Origin of the sequence: Blautia sp. AM29-29 (assembly GCF_003480555.1) — a bacterium.
GTDB classification, from domain to species: domain Bacteria; phylum Bacillota; class Clostridia; order Lachnospirales; family Lachnospiraceae; genus Fusicatenibacter; species Fusicatenibacter saccharivorans.
Genome location: NZ_QUJD01000003.1, coordinates 137,683 through 157,489, shown reverse-complemented (window position 1 = coordinate 157,489; position 19,807 = coordinate 137,683). Strand labels below are relative to the sequence as shown.

Below are 19,807 nucleotides of genomic sequence, written 5' to 3'. Positions count from 1 at the left end.
TGCTACAATCGTGATTGTAGTAAAAAATATTCTGAAAGAAATGGCAGGAACAGCAAAAATACAGCGGTTAGGCTGGAGTCTGGAATGGATGCAGCGCATATCTGAAAAAGGAAACGAAAACCTGGGACAGCTGGGATATACGGATCATTCGCAGAAACACTGTATGCAGGTTGCCCATCATGCAGAGTACGGTACACTTCTTGCAAATGAACTTTTAAAAGAAACGGATATGACGTTGGAAGACAGAGTAACCATCGTTCCTCGGTTCTGCAGTTATTGCAGCTGTAAAACTGGCAGGCGGAACGATCAACGTGGCGGTTGCATGCCTGGCGATTTTATTTGCACTGGGATTTGTTTTCCTGAAAATTGCAGATCGGCAGCCGATGGCGGGGGAGAGATAAAACAGAACATAGCATAAAAAATCTCAAAGCAGGAGAGAAATCCGCTTTGAGATTTTTTGCGTTTCACTCCGGGGTTCCGCAATGAGAGGTTTTGTGGTACAATAAGCAGTGAGTCGGGCCGCAGGGGATGAGGGGGCCTGAAAAATATGAATCATACAGACAGGATGAAACAAAATGGAAAAAACCAAAAAACTGGCGGTAGGCATTTTAGCGCATGTCGATGCGGGAAAGACGACGCTGGCAGAGGGAATTTTATATAAAACAGGCCAGATCCGGAAAGCCGGAAGAGTGGATCACAAGGACGCCTTTCTGGACACGGAGGAACTGGAAAAAGCAAGGGGCATCACGATCTTTTCCAAACAGGCCGTGCTGAAGCTGAACGAGACGGAGGTCACACTCCTTGACACGCCGGGCCATGTGGATTTCTCGGCGGAGATGGAGCGCACTTTACAGGTCATGGACTATGCGGTTCTTCTGATCAGCGGTGCGGACGGCGTGCAGGGGCATGTGGAAACCCTGTGGCGGCTGCTCGCGCGGTATGAGATCCCGGTCTTTCTCTTTATCAACAAGATGGATCAGCCAGGCACGGATGCGGAAAAACTGCTGGAAGAACTGCAGAGCCGTCTCTCAGAGCACTGCCTGAATTTCTCGCAGGATCTCCAGAACGCAGAATTGCTGGAAGAACTCGCCATGTGTGATGAGGACGTGCTGGAGCAGTATCTGGAAACGGGAAGCGTGGAAGAAGACCAGATCCGCACGATGATCGCAGAGCGGAAGGTTTTTCCGTGCTGCTTTGGCTCTGCACTCAAGATGGAGGGCGTGACGGAATTTCTGAAAATTCTGGACCGGTTTACAAAAACGCCGGAGTACGGCGGGGATTTTGGCGCGCGCGTTTTTAAGATTTCAAGGGACACGGCAGGAAACCGTCTGACGCATCTGAAAATCACGGGCGGCGTGCTGAAGGTGAAGCAGATGCTCGGCGAAGAAAAGGCAGACCAGATCCGTATTTATTCCGGTGCGGGCTATACGATGGTACAGGAAGCACCGGCGGGGACGATCTGTGCCGTAACGGGACTGAACAGCACTTTCTCCGGTCAGGGCATCGGCAACGAAACCGAGGCGGAAAAACCGGTGCTGGAGCCGGTGCTGACGTACCGCATCGAGCTTCCGCCGGACTGCGATGTCCATCAGATGCTTGGAAAACTGCGCCAGTTAGAAGAAGAAATCCCGGAGCTCCACATTGTCTGGAATGAGCGCCTCGCGGAAATCCATGCGCAGGTCATGGGTGAGGTGCAGATCGAGATCTTAAAGAGTCTGATCCACGAGCGTTTCGGCGAATGGGTGGAATTCGGAGCCGGAAATATTGTATACAAAGAGACGATCCGCAGTACCGTGGAGGGTGTCGGCCATTTCGAGCCGCTGCGCCATTATGCGGAAGTTCATTTGCTACTGGAGCCGGCAGAACCGGGCAGCGGACTGCAGATTGGAACCGTCTGCAGCGAGGACACCCTGGACCGCAACTGGCAGCGTCTGATCCTCACACATCTGCTGGAGCGGAAGCATCCCGGCGTGCTGACCGGGTCGGAGATTACTGATATGAAAATCACGCTGGTCAAGGGCCGTGCGCACATTAAGCACACCGAGGGCGGCGACTTCCGCCAGGCGACGTACCGTGCGGTGCGGCAGGGGCTGAAAAAAGCAGAATCCGTTCTGCTGGAGCCGGTCTATGCGTTCCGTCTGGAAATTCCGTCGGAATCGACGGGACGGGCGCTGAACGATATCCAGCGGATGTACGGCAGCTTTGAACCGCCGGAAATGGAAGGCGATATGACAGTGATTACCGGAACCGCACCGGTTGTGACGATGCGGGATTATCAGAAAGAAGTAACTGCTTACAGCCGGGGACGCGGAAGAGTGTTCTGTACCTTAAAAGGATATGAGCCGTGTCACAACGAGGAGGAAGTGATTGCCTCCATCGGCTACGATTCCGAGGCGGATGTGGAAAATCCGACGGGTTCTGTGTTCTGTGCCAACGGGGCAGGCTTTGTCGTTCCATGGAATGAAGTGGAAGACCATATGCATCTGGAATACACGCTGGAAAATCCGGAAGAAGAAAGCGATTCAGCCGAATCTGCGGCAGACCGGAGCGGCGGAGTATCCTCTGTGCAGAAAGCAAAAAAAGCATCCGACCGCGTGCCGATGGCAGCTTCCCTGCAGGAGGCAAAGGAGCTGGAAGAAATCTTTACGAGGACATACGGCAAAGTGGAGCGGAAGCGCGCCGGTTTCGAGCGGCGGACACGTCCGGTCACCTCGTCATCCGGCATCGGGGATCCCAAATATGCAAAATCAAACCGCCCGAAGGAGCCGCAGGAGGAATATCTGCTGGTGGACGGCTATAACGTTATTTTTGCATGGGATGATTTAAATGAGCTGGCGAGGTATAATATTGAGAGCGCCAGAGGAAAGCTGATGGACATCCTGTCAAATTATCAGGGATATAAAAAAATGACGCTGATTCTTGTCTTTGATGCCTACAAAGTAAAAGGCAACCAGGGTGAGGTCGGCATGTACCATAATATTCATGTCGTTTATACGAAAGAGGCGGAGACGGCTGACCAGTACATCGAGAAAACGGTTCACAGGATCGGCCACAACGGCAACGTAACGGTGGCTTCCTCGGACGGTCTCGAGCAGATCATCATTATGGGAGCGGGCGCGCATCGTCTCTCCGCACGGGATCTGCGCACCGAGATTGAACATACAAACGGCCAGATCCGGGAAAACTATCTGGAGAAAGAACAGAAAACGAAGTCGTACCTGCTGGAGAACGCCTCTGGAGAACTGGGAGACTTTTTAAAAGAGCTGGAAGAAGAGCGAAAAAAAGAGAGTAAAAAGAGCAAAGGAAAGGCTTAAGATGAATTACGCAATCATATTATCGGGGGGAATCGGAACGAGAATGCAGATGGGGGATTTTCCGAAGCAGTATTTGGAAGTGGAAAAGAAACCGATTCTGCTGTATACGCTGGAGCAGTTTCAGAAAAGCAGTGCCGTTGAGAAAATCGTCATCGTGGCGGCAGATGCCTGGAGAGAGAAGATCCGCGGATGGATGGAAGAAGACGGGATTACGAAATTTCTCGCCTTTGCGGATGCCGGGGATACGCGGCAGGAATCCATTCATAATGGCCTTACCGTCTGCATGGAGGATTCCGTATCGGAGAACGACGGTGTGATCATCCACGACGGCGTGCGGCCTCTGGTGAGCGAACAGCTGATTGGCGACTGCCTTGCGGCGCTTGCCGATCATGAGGGCTGTATGCCGGTGCTGCCGATGAAGGACACGATCTATCAGAGCAGCGACGGAACGAAAATTGACCATCTGCTGGAGCGCAGCACGCTGTTTGCCGGTCAGGCGCCGGAAGCCTTCCGGCTGCATCCGTACGCGAAGATCAACCGGGAAGCATCGAAAGAGGAGCTGTCCCTCACAAGGGGAACGAGTGAAATTGCCTACCGCCATGGAATGGATGTGGCGATGATCCCAGGGGATGAGCGGAACTTTAAGATTACAACAAGGAGCGACCTGGAGCGTTTCTGTACGATTGTGGAAGGAGAAACGAAATGAGAGCATACGAGCTGCATGGAGTCAATGATTTAAGAAGGGAAGACATCGAAAAACCGGAAATCCCATCCGGCTGGGTTCTGGTGCAGGTAAAGGCATCAGGAATCTGCAGCTCCGATATTCCGCGGATTTTCACAAACGGAACATACCATTTTCCAACGATTCCGGGTCACGAGTTTTCAGGCGTGGTTGCCGCATACGGCGAGGGTGTGCCGGAAGAGCGAGTTGGAAAACGGGTCGGCATTTTCCCGCTGATCCCATGCCGCACCTGCCCGCAGTGCCGGCAGAAAAAATATGAGATGTGCGAACACTACGATTACCTCGGCTCGCGCCGGGACGGCGGCTTTGCGGAATACGTGGCCGTGCCGGACTGGAACCTGATGGAGCTGCCGGAAAACGTCAGCTTCCGCGAGGCAGCAATGCTGGAGCCGCTCTCTGTGGCGCTTCATGCGGTGAAACGAAGCGGTGTGAAGCCGGGCGATACCGCAGCAGTGATCGGAACGGGCATGATCGGTTTTGCAGCGGCAGCGTGGGCGAAAGCGCTCGGCGCCGAAACCGTTTTTGTGATTGGACGGGGCGAAGCAAAACGTGCGATCGCAGAACAGATCCCGGGCATCTCATATGTGACGGAAGAGGAGAGTAAAGCGATTCAGGCGGATGTTGTAGTAGAAGCGGTCGGAACGCCGCAGGCCGTTTCCGGTGCAGTTCTTCTTGCAAGACCGGGCGGAAGCATCGTGCTGATGGGAAATCCATCGGGCGATCTTGCGATGGAAAAGAACGTGTACTGGCGCATCCTGCGCAAACAGCTGAACCTGATGGGAACGTGGAATTCTTCTTATGAAAAAGATGAAGCCTGCGACTGGACGGAGGCACTCGATGCGCTTTCGAAGAAGAAAATCCCGGCACAGGCGCTGATCACGCACTGTTTCCCGTCCGAAAAGCTGATGGACGGACTGGAACTGATGAAAAATCATAAAGAGCCATACTGCAAAGTAATGGTTTCATGGGAGTAGAAAAATATGAGAAAAAGTCAGATATCGGCATCCATGATGTGCTCAAACCTTGTGGATCTGCAGGCGACGATCGATGTATTTGAAAAAGAAAAAGTCGAATATCTCCATATTGATGTGATGGACGGCGAGTTCGTTCCGAACTTCGGCCTTGGCGTCGACTACATCCGCGGACTGCGGGAACTGACGAGTATTCCGCTCGATCTTCATCTGATGATTAAAGACCCGGAGTACAAGCTGCCGTGGATCGGCATTTACAAAGAGGACATCGTGACGATTCATTATGAGAGCACTTTCCAGGTGCAGCGCGCGCTCGATTACCTCGTGCCGTACGGCTGCAAGCGGTTCCTCGCGATCAACCCGGCGACACCGATCGGGCAGATCGAGGAAGTGCTTGATTATATCGACGGCGTCAATCTTCTGATGGTGAATCCGGGCTTTGCCGGACAGAAAATTGTGCCGAGTACGCTGCGCAAGGCGGAAAAGCTGCAGAAATTTCTGCAGGAGATGCACCGGGAGGACATCATTTTAGAAGTGGACGGAAACATTACGAAGGAGCACGGCGCGACGCTGCGTTCCTTTGGAGCCAGCATTTTTGTGGCGGGAACTTCGAGCATTTTCTGCACCAATGTATCGCACTTCGGAGAAAAAATCCGGGAATTCCGGAAAGCAGTGGAATAAGAAAAAGAACTGCCTTCCCGGGATGCACGGTTTGAAAAACAGACGAATACTGTAAAGTGAGAAATGACGGAGCGTGTCATATGGTAGAATTGCTTCTGCTTGCTGCGGCGCTCTCAGCCGATAACTTTGCAGTAAGCATCGGATATGGAAGCAGCAATACGAGAATTTCACCCGGCATGACGGCGCTGCTGAATCTGTTTTGCAGTGCTGCCCTGGTTGCTTCCGCGCAGTTTGGAAAAAGATTTCTGCAGTCCGCAGGACCGGAATGGGGAACCAGAGTGGGTGCGGGCTGCTTTTTTCTTATGGGAACGCTGAAAATTTTCGAAGAACTGAGAAAACGCAGAAGAAAAAAGCAGGGAAAACCAGAAGCAAGACTGGAACATCTGGAAAAACAGCTCCACCCACTGGAATTTGGCCTGCTGGCGGTTTCGATGTCGGTGGATGGAATTGTCTCCGGCGTCTTTGCCGCGGATCTTCCGGTGACAGGAGGACAGATCTTTTTTGCCTCCTTCGCGGTCGGAATGGCGGCGATGTATGCCGGAACTGCCATCGGAAAAAAGACGGGGCAGAAAAACGGCGGAAACGGAGCACTGTTCGGAGGAATTCTGTTCTATTTACTGGCGTTTTTAAAGCTCACATAGAATTACATGTAAGAAAGAAAAACCAGCAGATCCCGGCGCAAAATTGACAAGCCCGTGCAGATATGCTATAAAAGTAGGAGGTTTGCTGCTGGAAAATTTAAAAAACAGATGCAGCAGACAAAGTAAGAGAGGAAAATACATGATTTCAGTAGTAATCCCTTCGTACAACGGTGCAGAAACACTGTTTCAGGCAATCGACTCAGTCCTTTGCCAGACAACAAAAACCCCGCTGGAAATCCTGGTGATCGACGACCATTCCACGGACGATACGATGGAAAAGATGGGGCGTTACGGAGAAAATGACCGGGTACGGTATATCCGGAATGAGACAAACAAAGGAGCATCCGCATCCAGAAACCGCGGTGTACAGCTCGCAAAGGGCGATTACATTGCCTTTCTGGACGCGGATGATTACTGGGATCCCGAAAAACTGGAAAAGCAGGAAAAAGCCCTTGCAAAGACCGGTGATGTGCTCTGCTGTACGGGTCGGGAGCTGATTTACGATCAGGAACCGGAAAAGCAGAAGATTTTTTCTGTCCCGGAGCGGATCACCTACAAAATGCTACTGCGCGGCAACGTGATCGGCTGCTCGTCGGTACTGGCCAAAAGAAGCGTTCTGCTGGAATTCCCGATGGAAAAGGACGAGTGCCACGAGGATTATCTGGACTGGCTGCGGATCCTGAAAAAATACGGGACAGCCTGCGGTGTGGATGAGCCTTTGCTGAAATACCGGCTGTCCAGCACAGGAAAATCGGGGAATAAACTGCATTCTGCAGGAATGACTTACCGTGTTTACCGCGAGCTGGGAATGGGAACGTTCCGCTCCCTGTACTGTTTTGCGTGCTATGCCGTAAACGGTGTGCGGAAGTATTACGGTAAGGGCAAAAAGAGAGGAAGAGATTGATGAACTATAAAAACAGGGAACAGTACAAACATCTGATGCGTGTCCTGGCGGTCGCGGCGATTGTGCTTCTGGAATGCGCTGTTTTTTCTGTGTTCTGGGACAGATACTATGCGAGCCACCTGTGGCTGGAGCCGTTCTGGGATAAGGGAAATCAGATTATCGTCGTGATCTACGGCATTTTTCTTCTGGTTTTCATGTACATTTACGGCGGCATGAAGATCGGCTACATGAAGGGAAGCAGCATCATCTATTCCCAGATGATGACGGCATTCTGTGCCAATGCGCTGATGTATCTGCAGATTATCCTGCTGTGGCGCCACCTGCCGTACATTCTGCCGATGGTCGGCATGACACTCGTGGACTTTGCGCTGGCAGGCATTGTATCCTGGCTTTTTGAGAAGACGTTTGCGCGTCTCTTTCCGCCAAGAGAGGTGCTTCTGATTTACGGTGAATACCCGATGGAAAGCCTGGAGCTGAAGATGAACCAGCGGCCGGACAAGTATATTGTAGCACATAAGGTGAGCGTGGAAGTGGGAGAGAAAGAGCTCTGCCGCCAGATTGACGCATACGGTCAGGAGGGCGTGATCCTGGGCGATCTTCATTCGGAGCTGCGCAACCGTCTGCTGAAATATTGCTATGCGAAAGAAATCCGTGTCTATCTGACGCCGAAGCTGTCGGATATTATGGTACGGAAAGCGGAAGCGCTCCATATTTTCGATACACCGCTTCTGCTCGCGCGAAACAGTGGTCTTTCGTTTGATCAGAGATTCTGCAAGCGCCTGCTGGATCTGCTCGTATCGACGATTCTTCTTGTGATCACGTCGCCGATTATGCTGATCGCAGCGCTCTGCATCAAGCTGTATGACCATGGCCCAGTGTTCTTTAAACAGAAACGTCTCACGATCGGCGGAAAAAAATTCTATGTCTACAAATTCCGAAGCATGATCGTGGATGCCGAAAAAGACGGCGTAGCCCGCCTGGCAACGAAGAACGACAGCCGCATTACGCCGGTCGGAAAGGTGATCCGCGCGACGAGAATTGATGAGCTGCCGCAGCTTCTGAACATTTTCAAGGGCGATATGAGCGTCGTCGGACCGCGCCCGGAGCGGCCGGAGATTGCAAAGGAATATGAGGAATCGATTCCGGAGTTTGCTTACCGTCTGAAAGTAAAGGCAGGCCTTACCGGCTACGCCCAGATTTACGGAAAGTACAACACGACCGCATACGACAAGTTGAAGCTGGATCTGATGTACATAGAGAGCTATTCGATTTTAGAGGATCTGAAGCTGATTCTTGCAACCTTTAAGATTGTCTTCACAAAGGAGAGCACAGAAGGGCTCGAGGAAGGACAGACGATCAGCCTGAACGCGAAGGAAGAGGAGAAAAAAGATGTTTAATACCGAGGACGAAATTCTGCGCCGGCTGCAGGAAAAAAATCTGGAAATGGCCGTTATGTTTTACCACTGGTGCCAGAGAAATCATCTGACCTGTTATCTCTGCGGCGGCGGCTGTATCGGTGCAATCCGCCACGGCGGCTTTATTCCGTGGGACGATGATCTCGACTTTTTCATGCCGCGGAAAGATTACGAGAAGTTCCTGAAAATCTGGGATACGCAGGAGGAGAGTAAAATCTACAAGCTCGAGTACCCGAAAGAGGGCTTCTGCAATGCGCACACGTTTGCGAACATCCGCGACAGCCGCACCACGCAGGTGAAAAAGGAGCAGGTCGATATGGATCTCTGCCACGGCGTTGCGCTTGATATTCTCCCGATCGAGGGCTATGCACCGGGAAACCTTGCGCGGAAATGGCAGGTGATCGAGGGAAAGATTTTCCAGCTCTTCTGCACGCAGGTTATTCCGACCAAAGAACGCCACGGCGCGTTTATGCATTACCTGGGAACGATTCTGCTGGCGCTGGCTCCGACGCAGAAGATGCGGTACCGGATCTGGAAGCAGGCAGAGAACTATATTACAAAATTTGATATCGACAGCCCACGGGTGGACGGCATCACCGAGATGTGCGCACCGCAGGCGATTCTCCGGAAATATCCGAAAAAGATTTTTGCATCGGCGATGGAGGTTCCGTTCGAGAATGAGCGCCTGCCGATTCCGGTCGGATATGACACATATCTGCGCATGGCGTTCGGCGATTATATGAAACTGCCGCCGAAAGAACAGCAGAAAGGGCACCACGATGCGGCGTTTCTGGATCTCGATCATCCGTATGAGCAGTATAAGGGGATACACTACTGCTGTAAGAAATAAAGAAAGAGGATAAAACAATGCCGGAAATTTCAATCATTACCCCGGTGTATCAGGCAGAAAAATTTTTAAAAAAATGTGTGGATTCCATTCTCTCCCAGTCTTTTACGGACTGGGAGCTGCTTCTTGTAGATGATGGAAGCACCGACAAGAGCAGTGAAATCTGCCGGACATACGCAGAACAGGATGCGCGGATCCGTTATCACCAAAAAGAGAACGGCGGCGTCAGTTCGGCGCGGAATGCGGGCGTTGCGCTTGCAGAGGGGCGTTATATCACGTTTGTGGACAGCGACGATTTCGCAGCGGAGGATCTTCTGGAAACACTGTATCGTCTGGCGGAAAAATATGATGCCGAAATGAGTATCTGCCGCGGATACGATCTCTATGAAGGAAGGCCGGTGCCGGATCTGAAACAGGAGGGAATCGAATCTGTGACCGACAGCGAGGAGGGACTGCGCCAGGTGATGAAGGCGCGCGTGTTCGGCGTGATGCCGTGGGGCAAGCTGTATCGGAGAGAGATTTTCGAGGGCGTTGTCTATCCGGAGAAAACAATCGCCGAGGATGCATACGTCATCGTTCCGTTAATGGAGCACTGCCGGAAGGTGGCCTTTTCCACAGCACAGAAATACTATTATGTGCACCGGCGCGAAAGCCTCACGACAAGCGGTTTTCGCTGGTCAGATCTGGGTTCGGTGGAAGTATGGGATCATAATCAGAATGTCGTGGAAGAACGCCACCCGGCGCTGAAAAAAGAAGCAGGTGTGCGCTGCTGCTGGGCGCGGTTTTTCGTGCTGGACAAGCTGATGCTGTTGGAAACCATGGACGCGGAGAAAAAGGCGCTTGCGAAGAGGCTGGCAAAAGAGCTTAAAAAGCATCCGCTTCTGGTACTGGAAGGCGATCACTTCACGAATGGGCGGAAAATCGCCTATCTGACCCTGTTTCTGGGAACCGGAATTTACCGGCAGTGCGTTCGTGCACTGTTCCGGAAAAGAAATTTATAAAAAATGCGGCAGAAACGAATGAGATTTTCGTTTCTGCCGCATTTTTATATGGATTTTTCTAGCTTTCTTTTTCGGAAAGCAGAACACCGTTTTTATCAAACACATACGTTGTTCCGTCAATTTTTTTCGTCCCGGTGACGCATCCGCCCCAGCTCTGGAAATAATATGTTTTTCCGTCAATTTCTGCCCAGCCGGTCTGCATGGAAGCATCATCGTTGAAGTAATACCAGTTGTTTTTATAATAGAACCACTGCGATTTTCTCGCACCGCCCCAGCTGTAGGTAAAGTACCAGACACCGTCCCGGATCACCCATTGGTTTGCCGGCATGACGCCGTTTTCATCAACAAAATAAAGATTGTTATCATACGTAAAGGCTTCATCCGTTTTCCGTGTACAGTCCTCATTAATATAATAGTATTTATTCTGAAGCAGCAGCCAGCCTTCGTGTGCGGCACCGCCCCAGCTTCTGAGATAATAATAGTTTCCATCCCATTTCAGCCACTGGTTCTGATACATTTTTCCGCTCTTATTTACAAAGTAGAGATTGTTGTCATACAGGAAACTTTCGTTCTGCTTTAGGGAACCGTCCGCATTCATAAAATACCAGGCGCCATCGATCTGATACCAGCCATTGGTTACGCAGGAATATTTCTGTACATAATACCAGGCACCGTCATGGTACAGCCAGGTGCTGCCGGAAATACCGCCCCAGGAAAGAAATTTGACGCGGTAACCGTTTAAGGTAAGTGTCGTATTGCGTGCGGCACCTCCCCATGTGTAAAAATAGTACATCGTTTTGGTCTCCGGATCAGCGTGCCATCCGGACGAATACATAATACCGGTATCCTTGGCGAGATAGTACCAGTTGTTGCTGATAAACTGCCATCCGGTCTGCATCTCACCGCTGCCGGAAAAATAATAGTAATCTCCATCAAGCAGAAGCCAGCCTGTTGCCATAACGCCGTCCGCGCCGAGGTAATACGTTTTGTGGTCGAGGGTGAGCCAGCCGGTATACGGTGTTTCATCATCGTTGTAGTAATACCATTTTCCATCCCGTTTTATCCAGCCGATGACGTGGCGTTCGTTTGTGATCACGCCGTTTTCATCGGAGGTATATTCGATGCCCGTTTCTGTGTCGCGCCAGGAAGTGGAGCATACGAGAAGATGGCTGCTGTCTGCATAATATTTCTGTCCGCCGCGGGTGAAAAATCCGCTGTACGGGATGCCGTCATGATAAGCAACGAGCTTGGAAGAACGGCCGCGGTAAATTTCATAGGTATCATCCACGTTGGAAGTGACCGCGGAACCGGAAAAGTCAGCAATGACTGCCGGAAGATCGCCGGAATATTCTGTCGTGGAAAATACGCGCAGCCCCAGAGAGGTCAGGGTCTCGACGGTATCGTTATCCATAATACGGAAGTCACCGGTCTGGATAAAATATTCCGGGTTGACGGCAGCAAGATAGTCTGCATCGACAGCATTCGGATATCCGTGATGATTGGAAGTCATCAGATCAATGCTGTACAGCCCGTAGTTCGAAACAATCCGGCTGGCATCGCCCTCGACGTCGTCGATATCGCTCGTCAGAAAAGCGCGGTGGTCGTTTGCGGAGGCAATTACACCAAGACAGAACTGGTTGGCGTCCTCTTTTGGACTTGTGAGATAATCTTCCTCGTAGTTGACAATCTGGATCTGGAAATTTCCAAAAGCAAAATCAGGAGATCCTTCTTCTGCGGAGGCGGCACCGGGATTCAGATGCTGGATCAGGGTCACACCTTCAGTCTCTTCTACAGCAGTAAGAAGCTGGTCGTAGACATAAAGATTGTCCCAGAGACGCGCAGTATTATAGATATAACTGTCATCATACGGGAGCAGATAAACCCGGTCGGGGGAATACAGCCGCACGATGGTATCGCCGGTTCCAATATGGTCGCTGTGCGGATGTGTTGCAACATAAAACTGCAGATTATCGGAGGTGACACCGAGGGAGTCCAGGTAGGAGAGTACCTCATCGTCGTAGCCGGTCGACGTTGTGATGCCGCTGCGCAGCGGATAACGCGGATCAGATCCGTCAGGGTAATCCCAGTCCTCGCCGGAGTCTACCATGCCGAAAATTTTCTGGCCATTATCGTCTACACTTTCCAGAACGATGGCATTGGAGCCGCTGTCGAGTGTCAGAATGTGAATTTTTGCTGTAGTATCAGCCGCATGTGTGTTTTCCGGGGTGAGAAAAAGAAAAGCAGCGGCAAGGGATGCCGCGCCAATGGAAAACATGGATCTGCGGGTATGCCGGGAAAAAGGCATATCAATGGCTCCTTTCGTAACATATATCATTAAAACAAAAAGTAAAACAGCCGGGTGGAAAATAAGCGCTCAACATCACAATTATACAAAATTTCAGGGAAAAGTCAATGTTTATTAGAATTTCGATTACTTGACGCAGACAGGGCATCATGTTAGAATGAGTGGGATTGGGAATGTAAGGAAAAGAAAGGAACCAAACATGATTACCTTATTAAAAATGCCGGCACTGTTTCTGGGAATGCTCGCAGTGTTCTGCTGCCTGGGTTCTTTTTTTATCAGAGAAAACAGGTATGAGAGCGGACATCTGGGTGAAACTGTGCTGTTTGGCTTTATTGCATATTACTTCTTATTTGAACTGATTTCTGTGCCGATGATGGTGCTCGGTGCAAAGCTGCATCTGCTCGCATGGGTATGGGCTGCTGTTGTGGCTGTCCTTGTAATTGCTTCCATCTGTCTTCATCTGGGAATGTGGAGAGAGTGGGGAAAAAGAAGCGGCGGTTTCTGGAGAGGAAAGACGGCGGCTTTTTATGTGATGCTGGTGCTGATTGGAATCCAGCTGTATTTTGTTGCTGCACTGCAGGAAAACGGCAGTGCGGATGCAGCGTATTATGTGGGAAGTGTGACAACGAACCTTGCGACAGATTCCATCAGTAGCTTTGACCCATATACAGGAAAAGCACTGGATTTTTTTAACATCCGTTATGTGTTCAGCATGTATCCGGCAGCAAATGCAGTACTGTGCCGTTTAACGGGCCTTCATCCGCTCGTAGTGACGAAGGTGATTCTCTGTATGATGACGGTAGTTTTAAGTTATCTCGTCTATGCACAGATCGGAAAGGCGCTGTTAAAAGAAAAACAGATGGTATGGGTGCTCCTGTGCTTTATTAGTGTTGTGAATCTGAATTTTCATACGATCTTTTCAAATGCGTCGTTCCTACTGACGAGGGGATACGAGGGAAAGGCCGTATTGTGCAATATCATCCTCCCGTTTCTGTTTTATCTTGGCCTGCGCATGTATCAGGAGAAAAACGGAAAGAGAGTCTGGCTGCTGTTTTTCATGACAGGCGTCGCTGCGATTGACCTTACGATGTCATCCATGATGACCGTACCGGTGGCCATGAGTGCTGTGATTCTGCCGAATCTTGTGCGGAAAAAACGCTGGGGAAAGAGCGGGCTCTATCTGCTTGCTGTGCTGCCGTGTGTGCTGGTGCTTGGGGTCTATCTCCTTGGTGTGCGCGGTATCCTGCAGATTCCGGTTGTGCGGTAGAAAGGAGAAAATGTGGGCGGAATAAATCTGAATGAGAGCGGCCTCGATTTTGTGAGACAGGTCTTTGTGACGTTTGGAGGAAACACAACCGTACTGACGCTGTTTCTGCTGTCGGTGCTGTATCTCGCTTTAAAAGGAAAAAAGGAAGAGCGGTATGTGTTCGTAACAACCGCTGTTTTTCTGGCCTTTACGGTATACAATCCATTTGCGGTGAAATATATCCTGGGAAAACTTGGAATGGTCAATGTCTATTACCGGTTTTTCTGGATTCTGCCGATGGTACTGACCATCGGATATGCCTGCACGAAAGTTGTGGGCGGGCAGAAAAAAGGCTGGAGACGGTATCTGACCGCGGCTGCGCTGGCAGCGGTCATCTGTTTTGGCGGAAATTCCGTACTGGCTGGCGGACTGCCGAAGGTACCGGATAACCAGTACAAGATGCCAGATGATCTTCTGGCCGTCTGTACGGTGCTGCACGAAGAAGCGGGAGAGGGAACCGTAAGAGTTGTCTTTGAACCGGATTTCAACCTGATCGTGCGGCAGTATGATGCTTCGTTTGAACTGGTTCTGGATCGCGATATGGTTCTGACCTATCAGGGCTCCAATACGGTATCAACCGATGCACTGACCGAGCAGGAAATTGAAGACGAAACAAAGATCCTTCAGATTATCACACAGATGGATCTGTCGCTGGATCAGAAAGAATTTTACAGAAGTCTTAGGGAAATGAATGCAGAGTATATTGTACTTTCGAGCAGTTCAGCGGCAGTATCCTATGTGGAAACAGCGGGGTGCATCCCGGTAAGAGAAGTAGAAGGGCATATCATTTTCCGCGTGGAAGAAAAGTAAGAAGGAGGACTTGTTTTTGAATAAGGCAAAAGATTATATTCAGCTGCACCTGAATATCCTGCTGTTTTCTCTGACGAGTGTGTTCTCGAAAGCAGCATCGGTTCAGCTGAACCGGGGAGGAATCAAAAATCCTCTATTATATGTATTTTTATTTCTGATGGTTGCAAACTGTGGCATTTACGCTATTGCATGGCAGAAGGTAATCAAAAAATTCTCTTTGTCAACCGCATATGCAAACCGCAGCGTCTATCTGATCTGGTCCCAGATCTGGGCCGTGCTCATTTTTCATGAAAATCTGACGGTAAAAAATATCATCGGCCTTCTGATTGTGCTGGTGGGAGTTATGGTGGTGCAGCGATATGAATAAATATATGATTTTAATGCTGATCTGTACAATGTTTTCAGCAGTATCACAGATTCTGCTGAAACAAAGCGCCAACGAGGAGCATGCATCTGCACTTCGCGAGTATCTGAACTGGCGCGTGATTGTGGCGTATCTGATTTTTGGCAGTGTACTTCTTTTAAATACGTATGCCTACACACAGGTAGATTTGAAATACGGTCCGGTGTTGGATACCTTTACGTACGTCTTTGTCCTGCTGCTTTCCTTTGGCGTTTTGAAAGAAAAGGTATCAAAAGGAAAGCTGATTGGGAATCTGATTATTATCCTGGGAGTACTGGTGTATACATTGCCGTAAAACGTTCCGATGATGGAAAGAAAGCGATATCAGCTAAGCAGTCCTTGTCCTTTGAAATAGGGGGTCTGCGTACAACAAACGAACGGCTTTTGATTATGAATAAGAAAAAAATAGATTATCGTTTTAAGATATTATATGCTGTGGCGATTCTGATGGTTGTTGCGGGACATTGTGATGGTGGTGGAATTTCTTTGGACTTTGCGCAATGGTTTCCGTATGAGGGAATCCATCTGGCGCTGTTTACTTTTTGTTCAGGATATTTTTTTAAAGATGCAGCACTGAAACGACCGGGGAGATATGTCTGTAAAAAGCTTCGTACCCTGATACTTCCAATGTATGGGTATACGATTGCGTATGGGCTGCTTGTCAGGTTATTACATCGGTGGGGCTTTCAAATCGGTGGAAAATTTAATTTGCACAATATTCTGATTTCACCTTTAAACGATGGGCATCAGTTTGTCCTTAATATGGCCGGCTGGTATATTGTGCCCTTGTTTATGGTAGAAATATTAAATTGTATGATTCGGGCATTTTTTAAGCGAAAAGGATGGCAGATACCGGAATGGATATTTTTTGCAGGGGCAGTACTTATTGGAATGGGTGGCAATTTTTTGGCGATTATGGAATATCGCACCAGCTGGTGGCTGACAGTGGTCAGAATTCTGTATTTTGCTCCGTTTTATGCAATGGGTATTTTTTATAAAAAGATACTGGAGAAATATGTGGACAGGATTCCATCTGTAGTGTATTTTGCGATTGTGTTTGCTGCAAAACTTATGATTTTTCTTCATTATAAAACTAGGTTGGCTTATACGCCAGCGTGGTGCAATGACTTTAATCAAGGACCGGTCATGCCAATTATTATTGGTTTTTTGGGAATTGCACTTTGGATGCGGATTGCAACGATAATGGAACCAGTATTTGGAAGAAAAAAGTGGATTAATCTTCTTGCAGACAACACATTTTCGATTATGGAAAATCAGTTTTTGGGTTTTTTACTTGTAAAAGTTGCTTTCGGAACAATTGCGAATGGCACAAAGCTGTTTTTGAAGTTTGACTGGTCAAGATGTAAAAGTGATATTTGGTGGTATTATATGCCGAAGGACGTAGAACAGACAAAAATTCTGTATTTATTAGCAGCGATTTTTGTTGCCTTACTGATCCAGTGGATCCTTACACAGGTGAAAAAAATGGGAAAAAACATATTTTTGTACGTAAGACAATAGTTAAGCGTATACTGCTTTAAATATTTTGCAAAATAAAAATCCCGCAGAAAAAGAAATGAAAACTTTTTCTGCGGGATTTTATTTTATATTGCATAGATCTGAATCGTTATCAAATTTTTATTGATAATCGATAGGAGACAGGTTGTGAGGATCATCTTCCGCAGAAGAGCCTAGATGTCTGATGGTTTTGGAATTATCCTCATTTTCAGAGAAATCGTCCTCATCTATTCCAGAAGAAGAACTTTCGACTGTGGAATCCAAATCGTTTTCTGTAAAAGAAGAAGCGGAGGAAATGTCACTTACCGAAGTGGAGTCGGGTGTTTCCTCTTCCAATTCAGGATTTGTATCGCAAGGACCCTCGATGAGATGGTAATCCGACTCGGAAAAATGATACCATTTCCCATCCTCAAGCTTTTGCCAGCCGGAAACCGCGTGGCCGTCCTTATCAATAAAATAAGACTGCTTACCGTCAGCCCAGAGCTGATGTGGATTGTAAGTTACCCATTCGTTATTGGCAAATCGATCTTCTTCCTTAATATAAAATTTCTGATATTCGCCATCGCCGACCCAGACGGGGGTAAGATCAGCATCAAGTTCATCGAAGAATCGGGAGCCCATAGAGAGCTGGCGATTCAGTTCATCGAAGCCAAGTTCTTCGGCAAGTGTAGGCTTGTCTGAAAAAAGATTCGTACCAAGTCCAAGACGGTCACCGTCAATGACAGCTCCAAGGCTTGCGAGAGTAGTTGGGAACATATCCATCGTGGTGAAAATCCGATTTTTTTCATGAACCGGAAGAATGGGTGAATTTAAAATAGCGTTATAAGTAGAACGTTGATAATCTTCATCGATGTTTTCACAAAAATCAGAGTCCATGGTCAGATGATCACCGGAAAGAATTATAGTCGTGTTTTCATAAAAAGGCTGTTCCTTGATCCAGTCTATAAACTCACTGACACGGGAACTGGAGCAGTCAATCACCATACCGTAGTGGTCATCTCCGTACTGCTTTTCATCACACTCGTCACATTTGTAGCCGTCCTCGAAGTGGGTGGCAACAGTCAGCATACTGAAGTTGAACGGTTCGTCATTCTTGGAAATCTCCGTCAGTTTATCTTTTGCATACTCAAACAGTTTGGCATCTTCATAGCCCCACCACTGGTAGTAGCCTTCCGGGATCAGTCCCTCGCTGATCGCCCAGTAGTAATCGTCAATTTCATAATCACCGTGCGAAGTGAAGTAATTCTTCCGTCCGCCGAATGCGGCATCGGAACCCATCATAAAGTACTGTTTGTAGCCGGCTTCATTGAGAACGTCGCCAAGTGTTGAAAGCTGCGGAAAAAAGCTGTCCTGATAAGCCATCTCATTGCCTTGAATCGAAAGCTTCAGCGGAAGACCGGAAGTCTGTGCAAAGAGACCGCCCATGGTCCAGGTGGTTCCGGTTGTCGGATAAGCGCCGCCCAGCTTGTCGGAGTTGGAAAAATTGATATTGTCCAGGGCAAGATTAGTCAGGGCGGGAATAAAATTGTGGTCGTAAGCACCGCCGTCTTTTTTATCAGAATAGGTGCTTTCCATTGATTCCAGATAAATATAGATCAGATTCCGTTTCTTTTCCGGGAATGTAATCGTTGTCTGGGACGGATTGACGTAATTATCTTCGATCAAAGTGCTGTAGCTGTTCTGAATGTGCAGGTAAGTATCGATATCCAGCGTCGTCCAGACATTATAAAGAGAATAGGAAGAAAGAGCGATTCCCAGGGCAATGCAGATGCAACCGAGAATGATTTCCACTTTCTTCCGATGGCGCAGGATAATAAAAAGCGCGATCAGAATAGCAAGAACGGCAAAAGAGATCATGCCGCAGGACCAGACGTAACTCCAGAGCACATCCTTGCTGGTACCCTCAAGGGGTGCCTTTAAGTGATAAACAAGTTCTTCCATATCAAGATGCGCCCAGGTCGCGAGCATCCAGCGGGAAGACGTAAAAAGAAGGATCCCAAGGAATCCTAACAGAACGGAAAGAATGGAAAAAAGTATCTTTCCAACATGCTGTACTTTTTTGCGAGACACAGTAAATAACCTCCAGTTTTCTTTAGTGTTTTATAATAGGTAACAAACAGGTAGCGTTAGGTATAAAATATAACTGGGAACTTACGATATTATAACAGAAACTTTACGAAAAAAATAGTATTTTCTTAAAAAATACGAGTGGAAAATGAAAATCCGGGAATTTACATAAAAAGCGGCGGGGCGGGCGTGAAAATGGGTTCTTGAGTTTCTCAGAAAAGAATGGTATAATAGCAAAGATTGTAGACACAAAAGAGGTCAAAAAAAGATCTGTTCACATTTTTGTGGAGAAGAGAAAGGAAAGAAAAATGGGAAAAATTAAAGTAGAATCTTGTGAAATTGAAGGATTAAAAGTAATTACCCCAACCGTATTCGGCGATGAGCGCGGATATTTTATGGAGACATACAATTACAATGATTTTAAAGAAGCCGGCATTGATGTCCAGTTCGTACAGGATAACCAGTCTGCATCCAAAAAAGGTGTCCTGCGCGGACTTCACTTCCAGATCAATTACCCGCAGGACAAACTGGTACGCGTGGTAAACGGTGAAGTATTCGATGTTGCAGTTGACCTTCGCGAGGGATCCAAAACCTACGGAAAATGGTTCGGCGTGCTGCTTTCAGCAGAAAACAAGAAACAGTTCTTTATTCCGAAGAATTTTGCACACGGATTTATCGTACTCTCTGACTACGCAGAATTTGCTTATAAATGTACGGATTTCTATCATCCAAACGATGAAGGCGGTCTGTATTTTGACGATCCGGAGATCGGCGTGGAGTGGCCGATGCCGGAAGGAATGACAAAAGAAGATCTGATTATTTCGGAAAAAGATCATAAATGGGGCGGAATTAAGGATTTAAAGAAATAAGGAGTAAAAAACA

General features: G+C 48.5%; 18 protein-coding genes. 16 read left to right on the top strand and 2 right to left on the bottom strand.

Going from position 1 to position 19,807, the window contains the following annotated elements:
* Positions 1-10 precede the first annotated feature (10 nt).
* The 10 genes from DW769_RS16765 (at position 11) to DW769_RS03405 (ending at position 10,516) form a co-directional block, all read left to right on the top strand.
* Positions 11-418 (top strand): hypothetical protein, encoded by a 408-nt coding sequence (locus DW769_RS16765; RefSeq protein ID WP_243105417.1) that lies wholly within the window; start codon positions 11-13, stop codon positions 416-418.
* 157 nt (positions 419-575) lie between these two features.
* Positions 576-3,314, top strand: a complete 2,739-nt coding sequence (locus DW769_RS03445; protein WP_118595169.1) for a translation factor GTPase family protein — start codon at positions 576-578, stop codon at positions 3,312-3,314.
* 1 nt (position 3,315) lies between these two features.
* Entirely contained in the window at positions 3,316-4,020 is a 705-nt protein-coding gene (locus tag DW769_RS03440) for an IspD/TarI family cytidylyltransferase (RefSeq protein ID WP_055219430.1), read from the top strand.
* Complete coding sequence (locus DW769_RS03435; RefSeq protein WP_118595170.1) at positions 4,017-5,030, top strand: galactitol-1-phosphate 5-dehydrogenase; 1,014 nt, start codon at positions 4,017-4,019, stop codon at positions 5,028-5,030. The genes DW769_RS03440 and DW769_RS03435 overlap by 4 nt, the downstream gene beginning before the upstream one ends.
* A 6-nt stretch (positions 5,031-5,036) precedes the next feature.
* Positions 5,037-5,708 (top strand): ribulose-phosphate 3-epimerase, encoded by a 672-nt coding sequence (locus DW769_RS03430; protein WP_118595171.1) that lies wholly within the window; start codon positions 5,037-5,039, stop codon positions 5,706-5,708.
* 80 nt (positions 5,709-5,788) lie between these two features.
* Entirely contained in the window at positions 5,789-6,349 is a 561-nt protein-coding gene (locus tag DW769_RS03425) for a manganese efflux pump (RefSeq protein ID WP_055219426.1), read from the top strand.
* 139 nt (positions 6,350-6,488) lie between these two features.
* Positions 6,489-7,253 (top strand): glycosyltransferase family 2 protein, encoded by a 765-nt coding sequence (locus tag DW769_RS03420; protein ID WP_117804423.1) that lies wholly within the window; start codon positions 6,489-6,491, stop codon positions 7,251-7,253.
* Positions 7,253-8,650: a sugar transferase gene (locus DW769_RS03415; RefSeq protein WP_118595172.1), complete on the top strand. Its 1,398-nt coding sequence runs from the start codon at positions 7,253-7,255 to the stop codon at positions 8,648-8,650. Before DW769_RS03420 ends, DW769_RS03415 begins: the two co-directional genes overlap by 1 nt.
* Complete coding sequence (locus tag DW769_RS03410) at positions 8,643-9,518, top strand: LicD family protein (RefSeq protein ID WP_118741696.1); 876 nt, start codon at positions 8,643-8,645, stop codon at positions 9,516-9,518. The genes DW769_RS03415 and DW769_RS03410 overlap by 8 nt, the downstream gene beginning before the upstream one ends.
* A 17-nt stretch (positions 9,519-9,535) precedes the next feature.
* The gene (locus DW769_RS03405; RefSeq protein ID WP_055219419.1) at positions 9,536-10,516 is read left to right on the top strand and encodes a glycosyltransferase family 2 protein; all 981 of its coding nucleotides are present in this window, start codon (positions 9,536-9,538) and stop codon (positions 10,514-10,516) included.
* 58 nt (positions 10,517-10,574) lie between these two features.
* On the opposite strand, the gene DW769_RS03400 is transcribed toward DW769_RS03405, so the two are convergent.
* The gene (locus tag DW769_RS03400; RefSeq protein ID WP_158578799.1) at positions 10,575-12,821 is read right to left on the bottom strand and encodes a hypothetical protein; all 2,247 of its coding nucleotides are present in this window, start codon (positions 12,819-12,821) and stop codon (positions 10,575-10,577) included.
* A 199-nt stretch (positions 12,822-13,020) separates the two neighbouring features.
* On the opposite strand from DW769_RS03400, the gene DW769_RS03395 reads away from it, so the two are divergent.
* From DW769_RS03395 to DW769_RS03375, 5 genes are all read left to right on the top strand, one after another.
* Positions 13,021-14,088: a DUF6077 domain-containing protein gene (locus DW769_RS03395; RefSeq protein ID WP_118595175.1), complete on the top strand. Its 1,068-nt coding sequence runs from the start codon at positions 13,021-13,023 to the stop codon at positions 14,086-14,088.
* A gap of 12 nt (positions 14,089-14,100) precedes the next feature.
* On the top strand, positions 14,101-14,937 hold the full coding sequence (locus DW769_RS03390; protein ID WP_118595176.1) for a hypothetical protein: 837 nt from the start codon (positions 14,101-14,103) through the stop codon (positions 14,935-14,937).
* A gap of 16 nt (positions 14,938-14,953) precedes the next feature.
* Positions 14,954-15,304: an EamA family transporter gene (locus DW769_RS03385; RefSeq protein ID WP_055265337.1), complete on the top strand. Its 351-nt coding sequence runs from the start codon at positions 14,954-14,956 to the stop codon at positions 15,302-15,304.
* Positions 15,297-15,635, top strand: coding sequence for an EamA family transporter (locus DW769_RS03380; protein ID WP_022462983.1), 339 nt, complete (start codon positions 15,297-15,299; stop codon positions 15,633-15,635). The genes DW769_RS03385 and DW769_RS03380 overlap by 8 nt, the downstream gene beginning before the upstream one ends.
* A gap of 95 nt (positions 15,636-15,730) precedes the next feature.
* Entirely contained in the window at positions 15,731-16,861 is a 1,131-nt protein-coding gene (locus tag DW769_RS03375) for an acyltransferase family protein (protein ID WP_055227568.1), read from the top strand.
* Positions 16,862-16,978: 117 nt separating this feature from the next.
* Here DW769_RS03375 and DW769_RS03370 read toward each other — a convergent pair whose 3' ends face one another.
* Entirely contained in the window at positions 16,979-18,928 is a 1,950-nt protein-coding gene (locus DW769_RS03370) for a sulfatase-like hydrolase/transferase (protein WP_243001857.1), read from the bottom strand.
* Positions 18,929-19,233: 305 nt separating this feature from the next.
* Here DW769_RS03370 and rfbC point away from each other — a divergent pair, with 305 nt between their 5' ends.
* Positions 19,234-19,794 (top strand): dTDP-4-dehydrorhamnose 3,5-epimerase, encoded by a 561-nt coding sequence (rfbC, locus tag DW769_RS03365; RefSeq protein ID WP_022462980.1) that lies wholly within the window; start codon positions 19,234-19,236, stop codon positions 19,792-19,794.
* The last annotated feature ends 13 nt before the right edge of the window (positions 19,795-19,807 follow it).